General features: G+C 59.5%; 18 protein-coding genes and 1 pseudogene. 7 read left to right on the top strand and 12 right to left on the bottom strand.

Annotated features, from left to right (window positions below; genetic code table 11):
* Positions 1-60 precede the first annotated feature (60 nt).
* Both Q6A51_RS27465 and Q6A51_RS27460 read right to left on the bottom strand, forming a co-directional pair.
* Complete coding sequence (locus Q6A51_RS27465) at positions 61-729, bottom strand: ATP-binding protein (RefSeq protein ID WP_374063412.1); 669 nt, start codon at positions 727-729, stop codon at positions 61-63.
* Positions 730-786: 57 nt separating this feature from the next.
* Positions 787-873, bottom strand: a pseudogene (locus Q6A51_RS27460) (hypothetical protein); the annotation flags it as partial.
* A 793-nt stretch (positions 874-1,666) separates the two neighbouring features.
* On the opposite strand from Q6A51_RS27460, the gene Q6A51_RS05895 reads away from it, so the two are divergent.
* Positions 1,667-3,013 (top strand): HD domain-containing phosphohydrolase, encoded by a 1,347-nt coding sequence (locus tag Q6A51_RS05895; RefSeq protein ID WP_201018599.1) that lies wholly within the window; start codon positions 1,667-1,669, stop codon positions 3,011-3,013.
* Positions 3,014-3,581: 568 nt separating this feature from the next.
* Positions 3,582-4,250 carry a polysaccharide lyase family 7 protein gene (locus Q6A51_RS05890; protein WP_201018464.1) on the top strand — a complete coding sequence of 223 codons (669 nt, stop codon included), beginning with the start codon at positions 3,582-3,584 and terminating at the stop codon, positions 4,248-4,250.
* Here Q6A51_RS05890 and Q6A51_RS05885 read toward each other — a convergent pair.
* Complete coding sequence (locus tag Q6A51_RS05885) at positions 4,247-5,638, bottom strand: heavy metal sensor histidine kinase (RefSeq protein WP_304574336.1); 1,392 nt, start codon at positions 5,636-5,638, stop codon at positions 4,247-4,249. The two genes, Q6A51_RS05890 and Q6A51_RS05885, sit on opposite strands and share 4 nt — an antisense overlap.
* Positions 5,611-6,306: a heavy metal response regulator transcription factor gene (locus tag Q6A51_RS05880; RefSeq protein ID WP_201004637.1), complete on the bottom strand. Its 696-nt coding sequence runs from the start codon at positions 6,304-6,306 to the stop codon at positions 5,611-5,613. The genes Q6A51_RS05885 and Q6A51_RS05880 overlap by 28 nt, the downstream gene beginning before the upstream one ends.
* Before the next feature lie 202 nt (positions 6,307-6,508).
* On the opposite strand from Q6A51_RS05880, the gene Q6A51_RS05875 reads away from it, so the two are divergent.
* The 3 genes from Q6A51_RS05875 to Q6A51_RS05865 all read left to right on the top strand — a co-directional run bounded on the left by Q6A51_RS05875 (position 6,509) and on the right by Q6A51_RS05865 (position 8,628).
* Positions 6,509-7,114, top strand: coding sequence for a hypothetical protein (locus tag Q6A51_RS05875; RefSeq protein ID WP_025260836.1), 606 nt, complete (start codon positions 6,509-6,511; stop codon positions 7,112-7,114).
* A 127-nt stretch (positions 7,115-7,241) separates the two neighbouring features.
* A complete protein-coding gene (locus tag Q6A51_RS05870; RefSeq protein ID WP_201018467.1) occupies positions 7,242-7,865 on the top strand; it encodes a cytochrome b/b6 domain-containing protein in 624 nt (207 codons plus the stop codon).
* Positions 7,858-8,628: a molybdopterin-dependent oxidoreductase gene (locus tag Q6A51_RS05865; protein ID WP_201018468.1), complete on the top strand. Its 771-nt coding sequence runs from the start codon at positions 7,858-7,860 to the stop codon at positions 8,626-8,628. The genes Q6A51_RS05870 and Q6A51_RS05865 overlap by 8 nt, the downstream gene beginning before the upstream one ends.
* An 80-nt stretch (positions 8,629-8,708) precedes the next feature.
* Here the strand turns inward: Q6A51_RS05865 and efeO (Q6A51_RS05860) are convergent, their stop codons facing one another.
* The 6 genes from efeO (Q6A51_RS05860) to Q6A51_RS05835 all read right to left on the bottom strand — a co-directional run bounded on the left by efeO (Q6A51_RS05860) (position 8,709) and on the right by Q6A51_RS05835 (position 16,097).
* Positions 8,709-9,533, bottom strand: coding sequence for an iron uptake system protein EfeO (gene efeO, locus Q6A51_RS05860; protein WP_304574335.1), 825 nt, complete (start codon positions 9,531-9,533; stop codon positions 8,709-8,711).
* A 29-nt stretch (positions 9,534-9,562) separates the two neighbouring features.
* Positions 9,563-10,873: an iron uptake transporter deferrochelatase/peroxidase subunit gene (efeB, locus tag Q6A51_RS05855; protein ID WP_304574334.1), complete on the bottom strand. Its 1,311-nt coding sequence runs from the start codon at positions 10,871-10,873 to the stop codon at positions 9,563-9,565.
* 22 nt (positions 10,874-10,895) lie between these two features.
* Positions 10,896-12,104: an iron uptake system protein EfeO gene (gene efeO, locus Q6A51_RS05850; protein WP_304574333.1), complete on the bottom strand. Its 1,209-nt coding sequence runs from the start codon at positions 12,102-12,104 to the stop codon at positions 10,896-10,898.
* An 8-nt stretch (positions 12,105-12,112) separates the two neighbouring features.
* Positions 12,113-12,961, bottom strand: coding sequence for an iron uptake transporter permease EfeU (efeU, locus tag Q6A51_RS05845; protein ID WP_304574332.1), 849 nt, complete (start codon positions 12,959-12,961; stop codon positions 12,113-12,115).
* Positions 12,962-13,222: 261 nt separating this feature from the next.
* Positions 13,223-14,392: a class C beta-lactamase gene (ampC, locus tag Q6A51_RS05840; protein WP_304574331.1), complete on the bottom strand. Its 1,170-nt coding sequence runs from the start codon at positions 14,390-14,392 to the stop codon at positions 13,223-13,225.
* Positions 14,393-14,651: 259 nt separating this feature from the next.
* Positions 14,652-16,097 (bottom strand): SulP family inorganic anion transporter, encoded by a 1,446-nt coding sequence (locus Q6A51_RS05835; protein ID WP_304574330.1) that lies wholly within the window; start codon positions 16,095-16,097, stop codon positions 14,652-14,654.
* A gap of 174 nt (positions 16,098-16,271) precedes the next feature.
* Between Q6A51_RS05835 and zapE the strand changes: the two genes are divergently transcribed.
* Positions 16,272-17,387 (top strand): cell division protein ZapE, encoded by a 1,116-nt coding sequence (gene zapE, locus Q6A51_RS05830; protein WP_304574329.1) that lies wholly within the window; start codon positions 16,272-16,274, stop codon positions 17,385-17,387.
* Between the two features lie 12 nt (positions 17,388-17,399).
* Here zapE and rarD read toward each other — a convergent pair whose 3' ends face one another.
* Complete coding sequence (gene rarD, locus Q6A51_RS05825; RefSeq protein WP_201018475.1) at positions 17,400-18,284, bottom strand: EamA family transporter RarD; 885 nt, start codon at positions 18,282-18,284, stop codon at positions 17,400-17,402.
* Between the two features lie 316 nt (positions 18,285-18,600).
* Here rarD and Q6A51_RS05820 point away from each other — a divergent pair, with 316 nt between their 5' ends.
* The gene (locus Q6A51_RS05820; protein ID WP_201004623.1) at positions 18,601-19,752 is read left to right on the top strand and encodes an MFS transporter; all 1,152 of its coding nucleotides are present in this window, start codon (positions 18,601-18,603) and stop codon (positions 19,750-19,752) included.
* Between the two features lie 13 nt (positions 19,753-19,765).
* Here Q6A51_RS05820 and Q6A51_RS05815 read toward each other — a convergent pair whose 3' ends face one another.
* Positions 19,766-20,599, bottom strand: coding sequence for a PhzF family phenazine biosynthesis protein (locus Q6A51_RS05815; RefSeq protein WP_201018476.1), 834 nt, complete (start codon positions 20,597-20,599; stop codon positions 19,766-19,768).
* Between the last annotated feature and the right edge of the window lie 71 nt (positions 20,600-20,670).

The following is a 20,670-nucleotide window of genomic DNA, read 5'->3' as shown; positions in this document are numbered from 1 at the left end:
TATCCTGTAACAAAGTCTTTCCGTCAACTGCAAATTTCCCGACGGTCGTGGAATCCAGCGTCAACTGCCGGTTTTGGCCTGATGGATCGGTAGCACGACCTTGAATGAAGTACCGGCTCCCACCTCGCTTTTGACGCTGATGCTCCCGCCATGCTTTTTGACGATGCCGTAGGAGAGCGACAGCCCTAGCCCGGTGCCTTTGCCCACGGGTTTAGTGGTGAAGAACGGGTCGAAGATACGTTGCATGACCTGCGGCGCCATGCCCGAGCCATTGTCGGTCACCTGTAGCCATACCGTGTCGCCTTCCTGGCCGCTGCGAATGGTGATCTGCCCGCGCTCGTCGCCGATGGCCTGAGCCGCATTGACCACCAGGTTCATGACCACCTGGTTTATTTGCGAAGGCAGGCACTCGATCTGCGGCAGATCGCCGTATTCCTTGATCACGTCGGCCTTGTACTTGATTTCGTTGGCCGCGATGTTCAGCGTCGAGTCGATCCCTTGATGCAGGTCCGCCCACTGCCACTGCTCGTTGCTGTCTGCCCGGGAGAATGACTTGAGGTCCTTGACGATCTTCCCGGCGCGGTCGATCCCTTCCTTGGATTCACTGATCAGCACCGGGATATCGTCGATCAGGTAATCCAGTTCTATGCGTTCGCGCAGGGCGGTCAGTTGCTCCCGTTCAGGGCCTGCGGGGATGGCCTGTTCGATGTTGCGGTAGGCCAGCAGCATTTCCTTCACCTGGGCGAAATAGTTTTCCAGGGTGCCGAGGTTGGAAGAGATGAACCCGATCGGGTTATTGATTTCATGGGCGACCCCGGCTGCCAGTTGCCCGAGCGAGGCCAGTTTTTCCGACTGCACCAGCTGGCTTTCCAGGTGTTTGCGCTCGTCGATCTGATGTTGCAGCTCTTCGCTGGTGCGGGTCAGTTCCTCGGTTCGTTGCTCGACCAGTTGCTCCAGCCGGTCCATCTGTACGGACGCCAGTTCAGTCATTTCCCATTTGGTGGTGAGCACGTGGGCCAGTTGCTGGACTTCAATATCGTTGAAAGGCTTTTTGCGAGTCAGCAGCCGGTCATGGCCTTGCAGGCGGTCTATCAGGGTTTCCCATGAATAGTCCGACTGCGCTGCACAGATCACGACTTGCAGGCGCGGGTCGATCTGCCAGAGTTTTTCGATGATCCGCACATCTTCCGCCAGATGCATGTCGACAAAGGCCAGTGCGTAGGGCAGGTCGTCATCCAGCGCCTGCTGTGCCCTGAACAGGCCATCTTCTGCGTCGTACACACAATCGAGCTGGTAGTGGTGGGTAATGATCGGCATGTCATTGCCGAACAGGGCGGCTTCGATCAGGTAAAGATCCGCCTGACCGCTGCTGTCCGGGACCAGCGCCTTGCGAAAGTCTTCGTGAGTGGCGGGGGTGCTGTCGATCAGGAGGATGCGTCGGTTGGACAGGATTTTCATGGCACACCTGCGGCAACGGTCGAGTGGGTGACAGGAAGCGTCCCTGACTGACTTGAGCATAGCGCTGCGGGTGAGCTTTCATCGGATTTAATCTCAAAGTGCCACTATTTTTTGAGTTCCAGCTATGCTCAGGGCAAGGTCGAAGCGCATGATGACCTGGCACTTCACAAGAACAAATGTGCCACTACCGCTGAGCGAGGTACTCGCGATGGACGACAAGTCTGTTTCTGCCGGTGCATTCAAGCCCAACGTGCTTCTGGTCGACGACGAGGAGCTGATTCTCAGCAGCCTGCGCCGTCTGTTGCGAACCCAGGGGTACACCATCCACTGCGCCACCAGCGGCGAAGAAGCCCTGAACATCATGGCGCAACACCCCATCGATCTGGTGATGAGCGACGCACGCATGCCGCACATGGACGGCTCGACGTTGCTGGCCCGTATCCATGCGCTCTATCCCGGCACCATGCGTTTGCTGCTGACCGGTTATGCGGACCTGGACATGATCGTCAAAGCGATCAACGAAGGTGGCATTCATCGCTATATCAGCAAGCCCTGGAATGACGAAGACATGCTGCTGACCTTGCGTCAGTCCCTGGCCCATCAGCATTCCGAGCGCGAGCGGCAACGCCTTGAGCAACTGACCCACGATCAGAACGAAGCGCTGCAACTGCTCAATGCCACGCTTGAAAAGCGTGTGCTGGCGCGTACGAGCGAGGTGCAGCAGACCGCCGACATGCTCGACCTGGCTTACGACGAACTCAAGCACAGCTATGCCACGACCACCGAAGTCTTCTCGTTGCTGGTCAATCAGCGCCTGCCGGCGGACAAGCAGACCAACCGGCAAATCATCGATCTGGTACGCACCTACTGCCAGGTTCACGGGCTGGACGAAGCCAGCCGACGCGACCTGTGCATGGCGGCCGCGCTGCACAATATCGGCAAGCTTGGCTGGAGCGACAGCATGATCGGCGCGCCTGTCGACCAGTTGTCCCACACCGAGCGTGAGCGTTATCGGGACTACCCGAAACAGAGCGAATCATTGCTCATGACCCTGGACCCCATGCGCGATGCAGCCCGCTTGATTCTGCACCATCAGGAGCACTGGGACGGCACGGGTTTCCCGGACCGGCTCAAGGGCGAGGCGATTCCCTTCGGTTCGCGTCTGCTCAAGCTGGCGGTTGATTTCATCGAGTTGCAGCATGGCCTGATCCTGCAGCGGCGTATGAACAGTGATGAAGCGCTGGTGTTTATCCGCCAGTACAGCGGGCGCTGGTATGACCCCGGCTTGCTGGAAGGTTTCATCAAGGCTTGCGCGGTCTACCGCTCGGATATCACGTTGGGCGATCCGCTGGTCAAGGCCATGAAACCCCGTGAGTTGAGTGCCGGCATGGTCCTGGCCCGTAACCTCAACGCTGATAACGGCATGCTGTTGCTCAATGCCGGCAAGGTGCTCAGCGAAGCTCTGGTCGAGAAGCTGATTGCCTTTGAAGCGATGGAAGGTGCGGCTTACACCGTGTTCATTCGCCTGCCTGAACCGGCTCTTTGTGCTGTCTGAGCAGGAGCCGATTCATTCGTGAGGGGCCTGTATATCCCAAGAGAGTCCATCGCCTTCAATGACGTCTCGCGACTGAAGTCGCCCCTTCACTGAGTAGGAGCGAATTCATTCGCGAGAGGCCCCTATATCCCCAGGAAATTTATCGCCGGAAGCGATGCGGTCGGGGGCTTTTGCTGTGCCCAAAAGGCGATGAACGGTCGTCGTGACAGTCCGTGGTGTGAAAAGTGCCTGGATTTTTAAAAATAATTGCTACCGTCTGTCGGTAAATTCCCGCAAAAAACAGCCGTTCTGGCGATGGCCATTCAAAAAAATGACGCGATCCGTTTGTGATCATTTCCAAATGAATGGCCGCTTAGAGCAAAAATCGCAGTTGTCAAACTTTGGATACAAATAACATCAAAGTAGTGGCTTTGGGGTGTTGATGACTTTCTTTTGACGCCAATTTAACGTTGGGCGGTGTTTAAAAAAGAAACGATTCAGCCGATAGTCAGGACGAATCCAGCGGGCGCCGAACGCCCGTTCCAGAGCCATCCTGCCGGTGCGAATTGCGCACCTTGCGAGCAACCCCATGATCGACCTCGCCACTTGGAATTTGTCCGTACCCGTCGGAACGCCAGCCACCACCATCGATACTCCCAAACTTATGGGCGGTTATCAGGATGGTTACTTTCGCTCAGGAAACACGCTGTTTTTCTGGGCGCCGGTTACCGGCTCCACCACGGAAAATGCCAAGTACCCGCGTACCGAGTTGCGCGAGACCACGGCGGATGGTCGAGCCTACAACTGGGCTTACTCGAGTGCGGACAATTTTCTGCGTGCGTCGCTGACGGTCAATCAGGTGCCTTCGAGCGGCAAGATCGTGATTGGCCAGATCCACTGCTACGGCAGCACCGAGCCGTTGCTCAAGGTCGAGTACCAGTTCAAGGAGAAGTTGCAGACCGGCAATATTGTCGCCAAGTTTCGACGCAGCCCGGATGCAGAAATCGAAGTCATCATGATTGCCCAGGGTGTTCCGCTCAACGAGCGCTTCAGCTACAGCATCCACCTGACGCCTGGCGGGAGTCTCACGGTCAATGCCTACGACCATATCTGGAACGCCAGCCTTGATTCGGCCTGGAGCACCAAGCTGTTCTACTTCAAGGCGGGGGTCTATACCCAGGACAACACCGGGTACACGACTGAAGGGGGCGCGGCTACGTTCTACAAGCTGACCATTGCCCACGACAAGAAGGCTTAACCGGTAAATACCAGGCTGAAGCAGATTCTCCCGGCCTTTGGCTGCGCGACTTCGACGCGACCTCCATGCAAATGCATGATCGCCGCGACGATGGCCAGCCCGAGGCCGTTGGAGTCGGAGCTTTCATGGCGCGACGAGTCGCCCCGGTAGAAGCGGTCGAACAATCGGTCCAGAGTTGCCGCAGGCAAGACGGGGCCTTGATTTTCCACTTCGATCCGCTGTTCATGCTTGAGGGACACGACTCGTACCAGAATCCGGCTGCCTTCGTCGGCATAGCGGATAGCGTTGGCGACCAGATTGCTCAAGGCCCGGCGCAGCAGGATCGGGTCGGCGTCCAGCTTGCCCTGGCCGCTGGCATGCAGTTCCAGTTGCCGCTCTTCGGCCAGCCCCTCGAAATAGCCCGTGACCCGTTGCAGTTCGTCCTGCAATTGAAGTGGTTGACGTTCCAGCACCGCCTGAGCCTCGTCGGCGCGAGCCAGGAACAGGATGCTTTCCACCAGCCGGGAAATTCGCTCCAGTTCTTCAAGGTTGGAGGCCAGCAAGGCTTGATAGTCATCGACGCTGCGATTCTGGCGCAACGCGACCTGACAATGCCCCATCAGCGAACCCACCGGAGTGCGGATCTCGTGGGCCAGATCGGCGGAAAACTGCGTCAGGCGCTGATAGCCGTCATCCAGCCGGTCGAGCATGGCATTGAAGGCGTCGCTCAATTGTTGCAACTCCACCGGAGTGTTTCGGGTATCGAGACGGTTGTGCAGGCTGGTCGGAGAGATACCGGCCGCATGGGCTGCCATCTGCCGCAACGGGCGCAAGCCGCGTCGCAACAGCACATAACCCAGCAAGGCCGTCAGTACAAAAGTCAGCGTCATCGCGGCATAGATGCGTTCACGGAAACTGGCGAGCATGGCCATTTCCTTGACCATCAGGTGCGCGGCCTGCAAGCGCAATTCGACGCCATGGGACATGGCCTGCACCGACGCCGCCCGCAGTGGTACGCCTTGCAGGCTCATGCCGCTGCGCAGGTCGCTGACACTGAGGGGCTGATCCTGAGCGACCGTCGGCAGCTCCGGCAGCGGAGCGCGTTGCGGGTTCACCACAATCACCGGCGGCTTGCCCGGTTCGCCAATGATGAAAATGTCTTCTTCGCTGTCGAGCATGTTCTCGAACAACTGCGGGCTGCCCTTCAGGGTGTCCAGGGTCAGGTCATAGCGCAGCAGTTTGCGAAAATGATCCAGGCGCGCGAGCACCGCATGGTCGCTGCGCTGCATGACGGTCTGCTTGATCGACTGATACAGATACAACCCCGCACCGCCAACGGTGAACATGGCCACCAGGGCAAAAGCCAGGGTCGAGCGCAGGGTCAGGGAAGGCTGGCGTCCGGGTTGCATGGCCGTACCTCGCAGACGTAACCGATACCGCGCACGGTATGGATGAGCTTGATCGGGTAGGGCAGGTCGACCTTGCTGCGCAGGCGCTTGATTGCCACGTCCACCACATTGGTGTCGCTGTCGAAATTCATGTCCCAGACCTCGGAGGCGATCTGTGCCCTGGACAGCACATCGCCCTCGCGACGTAGCAACAGATGCAGCAGGGCGAACTCCTTGTTGGTCAGGACGATGACCTGTTGCTGGCGGGTAACGCGGCGGCGCAGCAGGTCCAGCTCCAGATCGGCCAGATGGAAATGGTCGGCTTCGCGCACCACGCCCCGGCGCAGGATGGTGCGGATGCGCAGCAGCAGTTCGGTAAAGGAGAAGGGTTTGACCAGATAATCGTCGGCACCCAGTTCCAGGCCGCGAATCCGGTCCTGCAACTGATCCCGTGCGGTCAGAAACAGTACCGGCACATCCTGTTTTGCACGCAGTACTTCGATGATCTGCCAGCCATCGATGCCGGGCAACATCACGTCCAGCACGATCAGGTCGTAGCGGTTTTCCAGCGCCATGTGCAGGCCGTCGGCACCGTGTTGAGCCCAGTCGACCTGGTAGCCGGATTCGCCGAGGCCCTTTTTCAGGTACTCGCCGGTTTTGGTGTCGTCTTCAATCAGCAGGATATGCATTGTTGCGCTGGCTACACTCTGGCTGGCGCCATCAATCGCGCCGGTGCCGGCAGTCTACCCAGTTGCCAGCCGCGAGTCGGTGACATTTTTGTCATTGACCGGCCCGGTTTCGAGAATGACAAAAATGTCATTGGCGGGTCATTTTTCAGTACCGGTAGCGGAGCAATGATGGCGCTCCATTCAATCTGCCAGGGAATAACCGATGAAGACTGCGCTTTCCACTACCTTCGGCCTGCTGTTGCTCAGTGCCGCCGTCATGACCCAGGCCGCTGATCTGCCGGTGGTCAAACCGATGCGCGGCACGGTCGAGAGCCTTCAGGCCGACACCTTGAATTTCACTACTCGTGCCGGCCAGCACCAGAGCATTCAACTGACTGAAAAGACCGGTATCCGCCTGGTTTCCAAGGCTGATCTGGACACCATCAAGCCGGAAAGCTTCGTTGGCTCTGCAGCCATTCCTCAGGCCGACGGTACGCTCAAGGCGCTGGAAGTCACCGTATTCGAAGCCAGCCTCAAAGGCAGCGGCGAAGGCCACTACGGCTGGGAAAACGCCGATGGCAGCACCGGCACCATGACCAACGGCACGGTGGGCACCCTGTCCAAAGCCAATGGCCGTACCTTGAGCGTGCTGTACAAGGGCGGCGAGAAACAGTTGGTGGTGCCGGAAGATGTGCCGATTGCCTACGTCGAGCCGGGCCAGCGCAGCGAGTTGAAAGCGGGCGCGAAAATCGTGCTGTTCCCGGCCGATGACGGCAAGTCCGCTCGCGGGATTGCAGTGGGCAAGGATGGGTATACCCCACCGATGTAATCGAACGCGCGTAGGAGCGACCGGGCGGCGATCCGTTTCATTCGCGAAACGTTTCTTCGCGAATGAATTCGCTCCTACGGTTTGCCTATCGGTCAAGGCATACCTCCCACGGCACGAGAGGACAATCATGAAAACCCGTCCCATTCATCCCTGGCCCGTGCGCCTGACCCATTGGGTCAATGCCGTGGGCATGGTCTGCATGTTCATGAGCGGCTGGGCGATTTATAACGCTGCGCCGCTGATGGCTTTTACCTTTCCCAAATCGCTCACCCTCGGCGGCTGGCTGGGTGGTTCGATTGCCTGGCACTTTGCGGTGATGTGGCTGCTGGTGATCAATGGCCTGGTTTATGTGCTGTATGGCGTGTTCAGCCGCCACTTCAAGCGCGACTTGCTGCCGGTGCGTCCTGCCGAGGTGAAGCGCGATATTGCCGATGCCTTGCGCTTTCGTCTGGCCCATATCAAAGGCCGCTACAACGCCGTGCAACGCCTGATGTACTGGCTGGTGCTGGCCATGGGGGTGTTGATCGTGTTGTCCGGGCTGGCGTTGTGGAAACCGGTGCAGTTTCAGGAACTGGCCAGCCTGATGGGCGGCTACGACGCTGCCCGCTGGGTGCATTTCGGCGCGATGGCGGCCATCGGAGCATTCGTTATCGTTCACCTGGCACTGGTCGTGCTGGTCCCGCGTACCTTGTTGCCCATGATTACTGGCGGGCGTCTGCCGGCTGAAAACGGAAACCCCGGCCATGAATGAACCTCGTAAACGCATCACCCAGCGCATCCGTCTTGAGCCTGCACAACAGAAGCAACTGGTGGATATCCAGCGCCGTTCGTTCCTGCGCGCCGGGCTGACGGTGGGGGCCATGTCGATGCTGACCGGCTGCAATCTGCAGGATGGCGATCAGGTGGACAGAGCACTGTGGGCCATGTCGCGCTGGAATGACCGGGTTCAGGCCTGGTTGTTCAACGGCCAGAAACTGGCACCGACCTACAGCAAGGCGCAGATCACCAATCCATTCCCGTTCAATGCCTTTTACCCGGAATACAACGTGCCCGAAGTGGAGCTGTCCGACTATCGGCTGGCGGTGTCGGGGCTTGTGCGCGACAAGCAGCCATGGACGCTGGAAGCCCTGCGCAAACTGCCGCAACGCACCGATATCACGCGCTTGATCTGCATCGAAGGCTGGAGCGCCATCGGGCAGTGGGGCGGCGTACCGCTCAGGACTTTTCTGGAATATATCGGTGCAGACACTACGGCGCGTTTTGTTGGTTTCAAGTGCGCCGACCGTTACTACTCAAGCCTGGACATGCCCACGGCCCTGCATCCACAGACCCTGCTGGCGCTGGACTTTGGCGAAGTCGCCTTGCCGCCCGATTACGGCTACCCGCTGCGGGTACGGGTGCCCACCAAACTGGGCTTCAAGAACCCCAAGCATATCGTCGAGATAGTCGTGAGCAACGAGAATCCCGGCGGGTATTGGGAAGATCAGGGGTATAACTGGTTTAGCGGGATTTAAACAAACACCATATCCCCTGTAGGAGCGAATTCATTCGCGAAAAATGGCCTTCGCGAATAAATTCGCTCCTACACGCCATGTCAATTCAGACCCAGTTTCCCGCGCAAGGTCGACAGGTCTTCGGCCAGGGTGTTGACCGGGCCGACCAGTGCCTTGCGGTCGTTTTCCTTCACTTTGTCATAGGTCTCGAAGCCACCATCCTTGGTCTTGTACTTGGCCAGGATCTTGTCCACGGTGGCGAAGTTCTTGTCGACCTTGGTGGCAAAAGCCTTGTCCTGTTTCTCGATCTGCGGGCGGAACAGGTCGACGATTTTCTTCGCGCCGTCGATGTTGCCCTGGAAGTCATACAGGTCGGTATGGCTGTAGCGGTCTTCTTCGCCGGAGATCTTGGTGGCGGCGACTTCTTCCAGCAGTGCGGCAGCACCGCCGACGACTTTCTCCGGCGGGAAGGTCAGGTCGGCGACGCGGGCTTGCAGGTCGTTCACGTCGGCCATCAGCTTGTCGGCAATCGGGCCTTGGTCCTGGGTGGTGTTCTGCGAGAACAGGGCATATTCCAGACGATGGAAGCCGGTGAAGTCTTCGGCTTCAACGCCTTGCTCGTGATCGTCCACACGGGAGTCGATGGACGCATCCAGGTCGCTGAACAGCTCGGCAATAGGTTCTACCGACTCGTAGTAGACCCGCGTGGGTGCGTAGAGCTTCTTGGCCGTGGCGATGTCGCCTTTCTTGACGGCGTCGGTGAATTCCTTGGTGTGGTTGACCAGTTCATCGATGTTTTCGGTGACGTAGATCTTGTAGTCCGAAACCGGGCCGACCAGATCCAGTGGCGCCGTTGCGGCGAAAGCCGCCAGTGGGGTCTGAAGCAAGCCAAGGGTCAGCAGCAAAGCCAGAGGCGTCTTTTTCATGGTGCTCTTCCGGGTTAGGTGATTGAGGGTCATGCGGTTTGGGCAGTCGGTGCTGCGGCCAGCAATGAGCGGCCGATAAAATCCTTGTCGCCGGTCACGCCGGGCAGGGTGAAGAAATAGCCGCCGCCGAAAGGCTTGAGGTATTCCTCCAGCGGCTCGCCATTCAGGCGGGTCTGCACGGTGATGAAGCCTTTTTCCAGATCGCTCTGGTAGCAGATGAACAGCAGACCCATGTCGAGCTGGCCGTTCTTGTTGACGCCGTTGGAGTAGTTGAACGGACGGCGCAGGATCAGGTTGCGCTGGGTTTCGGGCGTGCGCGGGTTGGCCAAGCGGATGTGCGAGTCCATACGGGTTTTCTTGCCGTGCGGGTCGGCTGCATAGTTCGGCACGTCGCTTTCCACCTTGCCGTCCATGGGGGCGCCGCTGCTCTTGGTGCGGCCGAAAATGGATTCCTGTTCCTGCAAGGGCGTGCGGTCCCAGCGCTCGACGAAGTTGCGGATGAGCCGCACCGCCTGGTAGCTGCCATTGGCGGCCCAGGCGGGTTCGTCGCTGCCGGGCTGGACCCAGACCAGTTCGTTCATGGTCTTCTGGTTATTGGAATCCGGGTTGGCCGAGCCGTCACGGAAGCCCAGGAAGTTGCGCGCACTTTCCGCTGGCTGGCCTGGCTTTTTGGGGGCCTGGGCCGGCACCGTGCCTTCCTGTTTCCAGCGCACCAGCAGCAGGTCCGGCAGGTTCTTGACGATATCGCGCAGGGCGTGAATGTTGGTGTCGGGAGTGTTGGAGCAGAACTGGATGCTCAGGTCGCCGTGGCAACTGCTGGCCTCCAGCGCATCGTTCGGGAAACCTGTCATGCGGCTCAGGCGTTTGGGTTTGACCGAGGCCAGGCCAAAGCGCTCATCGAACAGGGATTCGCCCACCGAAACCGTGATGGTCAGGTTGTCCGGGGTGACCACCGGGCCAAGGATGCCCGAGTCCAGCGGCGGCAGCTTCGGATCGACCTCGGCCACCGGGCCACCGGTCATCAGAAAGGCGATGCGTTCGTTGAGGGTGCGGAACATGCGCTCCAGGTCTTCACGATCGGCTGCCAGCACATCGAAGGCCACCAGCATGCCTGCGGCCGGACGCGGGCTGACGATGCCGCTCTGGTGGATGCCGTGGAACGCATTGTGGTCCTGGGTCTTGTCGCTGTTCGGTGCTTCGGTGACCTGAGCGGTGGAGGCGGCCAGAGCATTGCCGCTCAGGCTGCTGCCCGCCAGTGCTGCACCGGCGGCACCCAGCCCCAGCAGAACACGGCGACGCTGGAGGGAGTGGGGCGCGTTATCGGATTCCGGGTTTTTCATCGTAGTCACTTGTTCACATCTGTCAGAGGTCGGAGAGGCCGAGAGCCGAGTCGATTCCGTCGAGCGCATCGGCCAGAGCCTTGGCTTTGTCGGCTATCGATTGACGCTGCGTTGCATCGACCTGATCGTAAGGTCGATAGCCATCGTCTGTTTTCAGTGCCTTGAGTTGTTCATCCAGAGCGTTCGATGCGCTGTCGATGCGCTGCAACTGGGCGCCTGCGCTCTTGGCCAGCAGAGGACGCAACAGGTCAATGACCTTGCGTGTGCCTTCCAGATTGGCGGCAAAGCCATTGAGGTCGCTGTGGCTGTAGCGCTCTTCTTCACCCTTGCTGCGCACTTCAGCCAGACTGCGCATGTTGCGGGCGACGATATCGGCCAGTTGTTCCGGTGCCAGGGTCTGCGCCAGCAGTTGCTGCTTGAGGCTGGTGACATCGGTTTGCAGGCGCTGCGCCACGGGGGCGAGGCCTTCGATGTTGCGTTGCTGGAACAGGGCGTATTCGATGCGATGGAAGCCGCCGAAGCCCGGGTCTTGCTCGCGTTTTTCGTAGTAGTCGGCGCGGGCGTTGATGGCGTTGTCCAGCTCGGCCAAGCGCTGTGCGGCAGGGGCAATGCGCTGATAAAGCGTGCGCGCCGGGGTGTACGCTGCTTGTGCTGCGCTCAGGTCACCGGCTTCGATGGCCTGTTGCAAAGCGTTGACGGCCTTGATCAGCGCCGAGCTTTGCTGGCTCAGGTACACGCGGTATTCGGACAGCGGGCCGATAAACGCCACCATGGACGGACGCGCTTTTGCCTTGGCTTCAGACTCGGCAGTCGGGGTGACATGCAAGGTGCCACGCGGGTTGCTCAGCAGGCCGCAGGTGATGGCGTAGTCACCGGGCTGCAAGTTGGCATTGATCACCTGGCTCAGGCCGGGCGCGATGTTTTCCCGCTCTTCGACCACCAGCACGCCATCGAGAATTTCCCATTCGACGGCACGTTCGGAGCGGTTGACGATGCGAAAGGCATTCTTGCCCGCAGGCACGGTCAGTGCGTTGGGTTCGCAGTTGTGGGCGTGGATGTTGACCACGGTTTCGTTGCCGCTATTGGCGGCACGCTTTTTCGAGGCCACTTGCGAGGCGTAGTAGAAGAGTCCACCGGCAGCGATCATCAGGATCACAGAACCGGCGACTGCCAATCGCAAGGCACGGGGAGGCCTGGCTTTACCGGAAAGCTCAGAGGAAGGGTTCGACATGTAGGCCCTTATTCGTTTGTGACGGAAGTGGGGGAGTGCTGCTGTTTTTCTGTCGGGGTGTGGGGCAGAAAGAACAGCACCAGCGCACCGATCAGGTAGATCAGGTAGGCACTCAGGGTGCTGACGGTGGGCGCGTCCTGATAACCGAACATGCCAGCCAGTATCGAACCGAGCGGGCCGTCCATCGGCAGGGTTGCGCTGAAGTCGATGACCACATCCTGCAAGTGGTTCCACACACCGGCTTCATGCAGTGCCTGCACGGAGTTGGACAGAATCCCGGCAGCAACCACGAGGATGAACAGCCCGGTCCAACGGAAGAACAGGCTGAGGTTCAGGCGCATGCTGCCGCTGTAGATCGCCACGCCGAAACCGATGGCCAGCAGCAGGCCGAGCAGAGCGCCCAATGGCGCGCTGGAGCCTTCGCTCTGCTGGAAGACGGCGAGCAGGAAGAAAACGGTTTCCAGGCCTTCGCGGGCCACGGCGAAGAACACCATGGCGATCAGGGCGTAAGTCTGGTTTTTCGAGCCGGCAAGGGCGGCGTCCAGGGAGGCATGCAAGGCATGCTTGATGGAGCGGGCTACCTTGCGCATCCAGAACACCATGGAACTGAGAATGCCGACCGCTATCAGGCCGACGATGCCCTCGAACAGCTCTTGCTGCTTTTGCGGGAATTCGGCGCTCATCAGCTCAAGGCCACCGCCAACGAACAGTGCCAGGGCGGCGGCGAGAAATACGCCGATCCAGACCGCAGGCATCCACTCGCCGCGGCCGGTCTGTTTCAGGTAACTGGCGATGATGCCAACGATAAGCGCGGCTTCAATGCCTTCGCGCAGCATGATCAAAAACGGAACAAGCATGGTTCACCGGGGTAAAGGCTTCAGGGTGAGATGTTTCAGCGAGGTGTTTGGCTGAAACAATAAGTAACATAATGATACTCATTCCCGAATGAGAGCCAGTGGTTTTTCCGGTGATGCCGATGCTGTTCAGGTCAGGTTCAGGTAGTGAGAGCGGTGCTCCGTAGGAGCGAATTCATTCGCGAAGACAGTGTTTCAAACGACATATATCTGTCGGATGTACCTGATCTTCGCGAATGAATTCGCTCCTGCCGGGGGCGCTGTTCAGCTCTTTGGTAGCGAGCAGCAGCCCAGTTCATTGAGGATGCGATACGCGATGCGAACCCGTGCTTCATTGGGGTAGTTCTTGTTGGCGAGGATCACGATGCCGAGTTTCTTGCCGGGTACAAAAGCGATGTATCCACCAAAGCCATTGGTCGAGCCGGTCTTGTTGATCCACACGTCTTGCTGCGCAGCAAGGGGTGGACTCAAGGCTGTGGCGGGCCGGGTTTCGTAGGCCATCTTGTTGGAGTTGCCTTCGAGCAGTGTCTCCAGTCTGACAGGGAGTGTGTACTGCTCCCAGATCAGGTCCTGGGTCATGGAGCCTGATTTGAAATAGCCGATCCGGGTGTCCGCGAGGGCGCGTTGCAGCGCGGGAGACGTCTGCACCATGCCCATGTTCGCTTCGACAAAGCGGATCAGGTCACCGCTGCCGGACTTCATGCCATAGGCTTCTGCGGCCAGTACACCGGGATTGAGCCTGACGGGCTCATTCTGCTTGTTGTAACCCTGCGCATACCAGGACTGCCGGTTGGCAGGCACATCGAGGTAGCTGTTGGTCATGCCCAGTGCCGGGTACAGATGCTGCTCCATCGCGACGTTGAACGGCAGTTTCATGCGGTTGGCCGCGATCATGCCCAGCAGGCCAATACTGGGGTTGGCGTAACTGCGGTGAGCACCGGGCAGGTATTGGGGCTGCCAGGCCTTGAAGTAGCTCATCATCTGCTCGTTATCCCGTATCGTTTCGGGAAATTGCAGTGGAAAGCCACCGGCAGTGTGGGTGCCCAGATGAAAGAGCGGCACCTTGCCCAGCCGGCTGCCGTACAACTGGGGAATATAGGTGTCGATGCTGGAGGTCAGGGAAAGCTGGCCGTTGGCTTGAGCCCAGGTGGCGAGGGTCGCGGTGAAGAGCTTGCTGATCGAGCCCAGTTCGAACAGCGTGTCGTTGCTGACTTTCTCCTGGTTGTCTCTGGACGAAACCCCGTAGTCATAGAAACGCCGCTGGCCATTGTCGGTGACGGCAATGGTCATTCCGGGAATGTTGTACTGCTGCATGACGCTCATGATTTCGTCATGCACGGTTTTATCAAGAGCTGGCGTCTTGCTCTCGGCAACGGCGACACTGCTGATCATGAGCAGCAGTGCCGGTGCAGCACATGCTTTGATCCATTGCATTTGAAGCTTCCTCGTATTCGGTGAGGGAGCAGACCCTACCACTTGGCTTTGTACGAAAAGTGGCTGCGCTCGGTGATGCTGCGTTAAAAACAGGCTCGGAATGCTCATTTACACCAGTAAAGTCGGGCGCGACTCCGACCGTTCCTCGCCTGTTTTTGCCTTGCCTGACCTTCGCTCGCCGACTTTTCGTATAAAGCCTTGCATGAAAGGGCTCAATAAACGTTCTTTCTCAAGATATGACCCATGTGTTTCAGACCGCTCAGTTGTCATGCGCTCCGGCGCGTTTGAGCAGTTTCTTGCAGCGCTCGGACAGATGGATCACACGCAAGTGTTTCCCGGCATTGCTATAGCGTTCGCGCAGGGTTTTCAGCGCGGCAATGGCCGAGTAGTCGACGAAGTTCAGATGACGGCAGTCAATGGTGACGTTCTTCGGGTCGCTGGCCGGGTCGAACTGGTTGAGAAACGGCGTGGTGGAAGCAAAGAACAGGGTGCCATGCATCAGGTAGATCTTGCTGCCGTCCTGCTCAAGATGAGTGTCGGCGTAGAGTTCGCGGGCTTGCTGCCAGGCAAAGTTGAGGGCCGCGATGATGACGCCGAACACGACGGCTGCGGCCAGATCGGTGAGCACGGTGACGATGGTCACTGCGATGATCGCCAGTACATCGTTCATGGGGATCTTGTGCAGTACTCGCAACGAAGCCCAGGCAAAGGTCTGCTGGGACACCACAAACATCACGCCCACCAGCGCGGCAAGCGGGATGCGCTCGATCAGCGGCGACAGGAACAGCACGAACATCAGGATCATCACGCCAGCCACAACGCCGGACAGTCGACCGCGTCCGCCAGAGCTGAGGTTGATGGCTGTCTGGCCGATCATGGCGCAACCGCCCATGCCGCCGCAGAAGCCGGACACCATGTTGGCTGCGCCCAGGGCCATGCACTCGCGGTTGGAATGGCCACGGGTTTCGGTGATTTCATCGGTGAGGTTCAGTGTCAGCAGGGTTTCCAGCAGGCCTACCATTGCCATCAGCACGGCATAGGGCGCCACGATCTGCAAGGTTTCCAGATTCCACGGTATGTCGGGCAAGGCCAGGGTCGGAAGGCCACCGGCGATGCGCGCCATATCACCCAGGGTGTGGGTCGGCAGTTTCAGCAGGTACACCAGCAGGCCCACGCTGAGTATCGCCACCAGCGCCGGTGGTACGGCACGGGTCAGGCGTGGCAGCAGATAGACGATGGCCATGGTCAGGGCGACCAGCCCCAGCATCAGGTACAGGCTCTGGCCGCTCAGCCAGACACCGCCGCTCTTGAAGTGCTCCATTTGCGCGAGGGCGATGACAATGGCCAGGCCGTTGACGAAGCCGAGCATTACCGAATAGGGCACCATGCGCACCAGCTTGCCAAGACGCAGCAGGCCGAAAGCAATCATGATCAGCCCGCCCAGTATCACCGTGGCGAGCAGGTACTGCGCGCCATGCTGTACCACAAGGGCCACGATCACCACGGCCATGGAGCCCGCCGCGCCGGAAATCATGCCCGGTCGCCCGCCGAACAGGGCGGTCAGGGTGCAGATGATGAACGCGCCATAAAGCCCCATCAGCGGATTGAGATGAGCCACCAGGGCGAAGGCGATGCACTCGGGCACCAGGGCAAAGGAAGTGGTGAGTCCGGCCAGGACTTCGGTGCGGATGCGCAGTGGTTTCATGACTTACCTGAGGGCGAACGTACTGCGTTACAGCCGTCGGCATACAAAAGAAGGGTGCAGATGTTACGAAATCTGCGTTTAACCGACCAGTTAAAAAGTAGTCATGTGCGACTATCATCTGCCTCGTGCTTCTATATGCTTGCAAACTTTCCTGAAGCCTAAGGTGCGTTCTCGATGGATGTCGTGTCTCCTCTGGATGCTTATGAACGAGCGGTCCAGCGTGGTTTTCAGCCTGACGAGGCGCAACTCCAGGCTGCCCGACAGTTACAGGCGTGCTATCTGGCACTGACGCAGAACGGCGCGACCCCCAAGGGCGTTTATCTGTGGGGGCCGGTAGGGCGCGGCAAGACCTGGCTGATGGACCGCTTTTTCGAGAGCTTGAGCGTACCGGCCCGGCGTCAGCATTTTCATCACTTCATGCGCTGGGTTCACAAGCGCATGTTCGAGTTGATGGGCACGCCCCACCCACTGAAGGTCGTGGCTCAGGAACTGGGCCGCGAGGTGCGCGTGCTGTGTTTCGATGAGCTGTTCGTCACCGATATCGGCGATGCAGTGATTCTCGGCGGCCTGTTGCAGGTCATGTTCGAGGAAGGCGTGGTGCTGGTCTGTACTTCCAACCAGCCACCGGATCAGCTGTACAGCCATGGCCACAACCGTGAGCGCTTTCTGCCGGCCATCGCCGCGATCCAGCATTACATGGATGTGGTGACGGTGGACGGCGGCGAAGATCATCGCTTGCATCCCGGCCAGTTGCATCAGCGTTATTGGGTCGCCGAACCTGGCCGCGCCAGTGCGCTGGGCGACATCTTCAAGGCCTTGAGTGGCGGGCAGGCGGTGTATGACTCGCAGGTGATGCTCGGCTATCGCAGCATCAATGTGGTACAGCACACCGACACGACGGTGTGGTGCCGCTATCGCGATCTGTGCGAACAACCTCTGGCGGCCATGGATTTCATTGCCCTGTGCGACCGGTTCTCAGGGATCCTGCTCAGTGAAGTCCCAGCCCTGAGCGCAGCCCAGCGCGAAGCGAAAATCGCCCGAGGCACCGAAGACGGTGTCGAGCAGGTCGTGGCGGGGGATCGGGAGTTGCCGCAGTTGTCACCCAACGATGACGGCGTGCGGCGTTTCATTGCGCTGGTGGACGAATGCTACGACCGGCGTATCCCGCTCTATATCGAAGCGCAGACCTCCATGGAGGAGCTGTATACCCAAGGCTATCTGTCATTTGCCTTTCGCCGCACCCTCAGCCGCTTGCAGGAAATGCAACTGGAGCGCTTTACCGGGCATTGATCGGTCAGGCCTTCAAACCGCATCCCGACGGCGCTGGGCCAGCATATGCCTGGCGCCCTCGATGACCAGCACCACGACTGCCAGCCAGATCGGCAGGTAAGTCAGCCATTCGTCATGGCCAATGCTTTCGCCCAACAGCAGCGCGACACACACCAGCAGTACCGGCTCCACATAACTGAGCAGGCCGAACAGGCTGAACGGCAGAATACGGCTGGAAAGGATGTAGCTGATCAGAGCCGATGCACTGATGATGCCCAGCAGCGGGATCAGGAAGTAGAGTTTGGGCGCCTGCTGCACAGCCAGTGGGTCGCCATTGAAAATGAACCACAGGCCAATGGGCAGCATGAACAGCATGTCGAACCAGAGCCCGCCCAGATTATCGGTCTTGAGCCTGCGCCGCAGCACGAAGTAAAGCGGGTAACCCAGAGCCACCAGCAGGGTTTCCCAGGAAAAACTGCCCAGCCGCCACAGTTCGTGGCCCACGCCGATCATGGCAAATGTGGCGGCGATCTTTTGCAGATGCGACAGGTGTTCGCCGTACACGATACGGCCCGTGGCGATCATGGTCAGCGGCAGCAGGAAATAACCCAGGGACACTTCCAGGCTGCGCCCGTGCAACGGCGCCCACATGAAGATCAGCAGTTGCGCGCCCAGCAGCAACGAGGACAGCAGAATGCCGAACACCAGCAGCGGCTGGCGCCTGATGCGCCCGGCCAGCGTACGCACCAGTTGCCAGTCGCCACTGACGAGCATGAACAGCGTGGCGCAAGGCACCGTCAGCAACATGCGCCAGCCGAAGATTTCCTCGCCGCTCAGCGGTGTCATCAGCGAGGTATAGAAATACAGGACCCCGAACAGCACCGAAGCCAGGACCGACAGCACGACACCTTTATACACAGCGGCCTCTTTGATGGATGGGCGAGCGGGATGCACTGCAAAGGTGCGTAGTCTAGTGCGAAGGTTTGAAAATAGCTGGAGTATTTCTGCCGTCAGGGGGCGTACATATCATGAAGTGGGAGGGGCCTTGGCCGCGACTTCACTGACAGGCAACACATTTTCAACGTCGGAACATGCTGTCGCGGCACAGGCCTCTCCCACAGACACCGGATACATCGCCCCATTTGTGAGCATTGCACATGTGGAACGCTCCCTGACTTTGCTAGTCTGTTGCGCTTGTCAGCACGATTCTGTCTGACATTCTCAAGGAGCTTGCATGACCTCTTTCAGCCACGAGGCCCAGATAACAAAGGCCCGGCAGGAACAGTCTTCCACCCGGATAGCGTTTTTCATTGCCGGTTTCAGCGTGGCTTCCTGGGCACCGCTGGTGCCTTATGCCAAGGCCCGTGTCGGTCTGGATGACGGCACACTGGGTTTGTTGTTGCTGTGCCTGGGAATGGGCTCGATCCTGTCCATGCCTTTGGCGGGTGCGCTGGCGTCGCGTTACGGTTGCCGCCGTTTGCTGGTCATTTCGACCCTGTTGATCTGTCTGTGCCTGCCCTTGCTGGCCACGGTTTCCAGCCTGCCGCTGCTGGTGGCGACTCTGTTTCTGTTCGGCGCGAGCATGGGCGGTGTGGATTGCACGGCCAATATCCAGGCGGTCATTGTCGAGCGGGCCAGCGGCAAGACCATGATGTCGGGGTTTCATGGCCTGTTCAGCCTTGGCGGTATCGTGGGGGCTGCGGGTGTCAGTGCCTTGCTGAGCCTGGGGGCTTCGCCGATGATCGCCATGCTGGTGGTGGTCGTGCTGACGCTCATCGCACTGGCCAAGGCTGCGCCACATCTATTGCCTTATGGCAGTCAGTCCGACGGGCCGTCATTTGCGATTCCCCGTGGCGTGGTGCTGTTCATCGGCCTGCTGTGCTTCACCGTGTTTCTCGCCGAAGGGGCGATGCTCGACTGGAGTGCGGTGTTCCTCAGTTCGCTGCGCGGTGTTGAAACGTCTTATGCCGGGCTTGGGTATGCGGTGTTTGCCGTGACCATGACCCTTGGGCGTCTGTTCGGTGATGCCGTCGTGCGGCGTGTCGGTTCCAATCGGGTCATCATTCTGGGCGGGTTGTGCGCTGCCAGCGGTCTGGCGATTGCCACGCTGGTGCCGGCCTGGGAAGCGGCTTTGTTGGGCTATGCGTTGGTGGGCGCCGGTTGCTCGAACATTGTGCCGGTCTGCTACAGCGCCGTCGGTCGTCAGAAGACCATGCCGGAAAGCGTCGCGATTCCGGCGATTACCACGGTCGGTTATGCGGGGATTCTGGTCGGGCCTGCCGCCATCGGCTTCATTGCCCATGTCAGCAGCCTGGAGCTGGCGTTCATGATCGTTGCCGTCATGCTGTTGGGCGTAGCGATCAGTGGCAGCCAGCTCAAGACCTGAGGCTGCCTATGCGTTACAGCTTGCGCGCCATGCCCGAGACACGAATCGAACTGCCGATCTGTTCCGGGATTTCGGCGCGCAGGCGTGACGGGCTGCCCATGTCTTCGCCTTGCAGAATGTCGATGACACCCCCGTGAGGCCAGCCGATGTCGCGCAGGTAACCGCCCAGCGCTGCCGTTGCTGCGCCGGTGGCCGGGTCTTCGTAGACGCCTCCAAAGGCGAACGGATTGCGGGTATGGAAGAACTGCCCGCTTTCGGCAAACGCCAGCAGGATGGTTGCCCAGCCTTCGCGCACCATCAACTGGCGTCCGGCTTCCTGGTCGTATTGCATGGCCTTGAGCTTTGAGCGGCTTTTGAGCGCCAGTACCAGATGCCCGGCGCCGCCGTTGATCGCTGCGGGTGGAATGCGTTCATCCAGATCACTGTGCTCATAGCCGAACAGGTTCAAGGCTTCCTCCAGCAATTGCGGGCTGATGGCTTTGCTATGAGTCGGTGGCGACTGCAAGGCGGCTGAGATCAGCGACCCATGGGCATGGCCTTCGACCGTGATCTGCGCCTGGTTGAGAGTGAGGTTGAACAGCCCGTCGCCCTTCAGCCCGGCCAGCGCTGCGCCGAGGGCGATGGTGGCGTGGCCGCAGAAGGGCACTTCGGCCAGGGGAGAGAAATAACGCACGCGCCAGCCACCTTCGACCGGGGCGGCGAAAGCCGTTTCCGAAAAACCGACGTCGGCGGCAATGCGTTGCATGGTGCTGTCATCGGGCAGCGCATCGCCAATCCATACACCGGCCGGGTTGCCGCCTTGATCGCCGTCGCTGAAGGCAGCCAGTTTGAGAATTTCCGTGGTCATGTCGGGCAGACCTTATCGTCACTGTGGGTCGATGATTGTGCCCGAACCCTTTCATTGCAATCCAACGGCAA

This window comes from Pseudomonas serbiensis, assembly GCF_030580745.1.
Classification (GTDB): domain Bacteria; phylum Pseudomonadota; class Gammaproteobacteria; order Pseudomonadales; family Pseudomonadaceae; genus Aquipseudomonas; species Aquipseudomonas serbiensis.
The sequence above is the reverse complement of the archived record's forward strand: the minus strand, read 5'-3'. Positions and strand labels throughout refer to the sequence as shown.

What these genes read in the sequence shown, in the direction of transcription:
- efeO (WP_304574335.1), bottom strand. Translation starts at nt 9,533, where the DNA reads ATGAAAAAGACGCCTCTGGCTTTGCTGCTGACCCTTGGCTTGCTTCAG.
- Q6A51_RS05835 (WP_304574330.1), bottom strand. Translation starts at nt 16,097, where the DNA reads ATGAAACCACTGCGCATCCGCACCGAAGTCCTGGCCGGACTCACCACT.
- efeB (WP_304574334.1), bottom strand. Translation starts at nt 10,873, where the DNA reads ATGAAAAACCCGGAATCCGATAACGCGCCCCACTCCCTCCAGCGTCGC.
- Q6A51_RS27465 (WP_374063412.1), bottom strand. Translation starts at nt 729, where the DNA reads ATGCTGCTGGCCTACCGCAACATCGAACAGGCCATCCCCGCAGGCCCT.
- Q6A51_RS05890 (WP_201018464.1), top strand. Translation starts at nt 3,582, where the DNA reads ATGATCGACCTCGCCACTTGGAATTTGTCCGTACCCGTCGGAACGCCA.
- Q6A51_RS05885 (WP_304574336.1), bottom strand. Translation starts at nt 5,638, where the DNA reads ATGCAACCCGGACGCCAGCCTTCCCTGACCCTGCGCTCGACCCTGGCT.
- ampC (WP_304574331.1), bottom strand. Translation starts at nt 14,392, where the DNA reads ATGCAATGGATCAAAGCATGTGCTGCACCGGCACTGCTGCTCATGATC.
- Q6A51_RS05875 (WP_025260836.1), top strand. Translation starts at nt 6,509, where the DNA reads ATGAAGACTGCGCTTTCCACTACCTTCGGCCTGCTGTTGCTCAGTGCC.
- zapE (WP_304574329.1), top strand. Translation starts at nt 16,272, where the DNA reads ATGGATGTCGTGTCTCCTCTGGATGCTTATGAACGAGCGGTCCAGCGT.
- efeU (WP_304574332.1), bottom strand. Translation starts at nt 12,961, where the DNA reads ATGCTTGTTCCGTTTTTGATCATGCTGCGCGAAGGCATTGAAGCCGCG.
- Q6A51_RS05895 (WP_201018599.1), top strand. Translation starts at nt 1,667, where the DNA reads ATGGACGACAAGTCTGTTTCTGCCGGTGCATTCAAGCCCAACGTGCTT.
- Q6A51_RS05865 (WP_201018468.1), top strand. Translation starts at nt 7,858, where the DNA reads ATGAATGAACCTCGTAAACGCATCACCCAGCGCATCCGTCTTGAGCCT.
- Q6A51_RS05820 (WP_201004623.1), top strand. Translation starts at nt 18,601, where the DNA reads ATGACCTCTTTCAGCCACGAGGCCCAGATAACAAAGGCCCGGCAGGAA.
- Q6A51_RS05870 (WP_201018467.1), top strand. Translation starts at nt 7,242, where the DNA reads ATGAAAACCCGTCCCATTCATCCCTGGCCCGTGCGCCTGACCCATTGG.
- Q6A51_RS05815 (WP_201018476.1), bottom strand. Translation starts at nt 20,599, where the DNA reads ATGACCACGGAAATTCTCAAACTGGCTGCCTTCAGCGACGGCGATCAA.
- Q6A51_RS05880 (WP_201004637.1), bottom strand. Translation starts at nt 6,306, where the DNA reads ATGCATATCCTGCTGATTGAAGACGACACCAAAACCGGCGAGTACCTG.
- efeO (WP_304574333.1), bottom strand. Translation starts at nt 12,104, where the DNA reads ATGTCGAACCCTTCCTCTGAGCTTTCCGGTAAAGCCAGGCCTCCCCGT.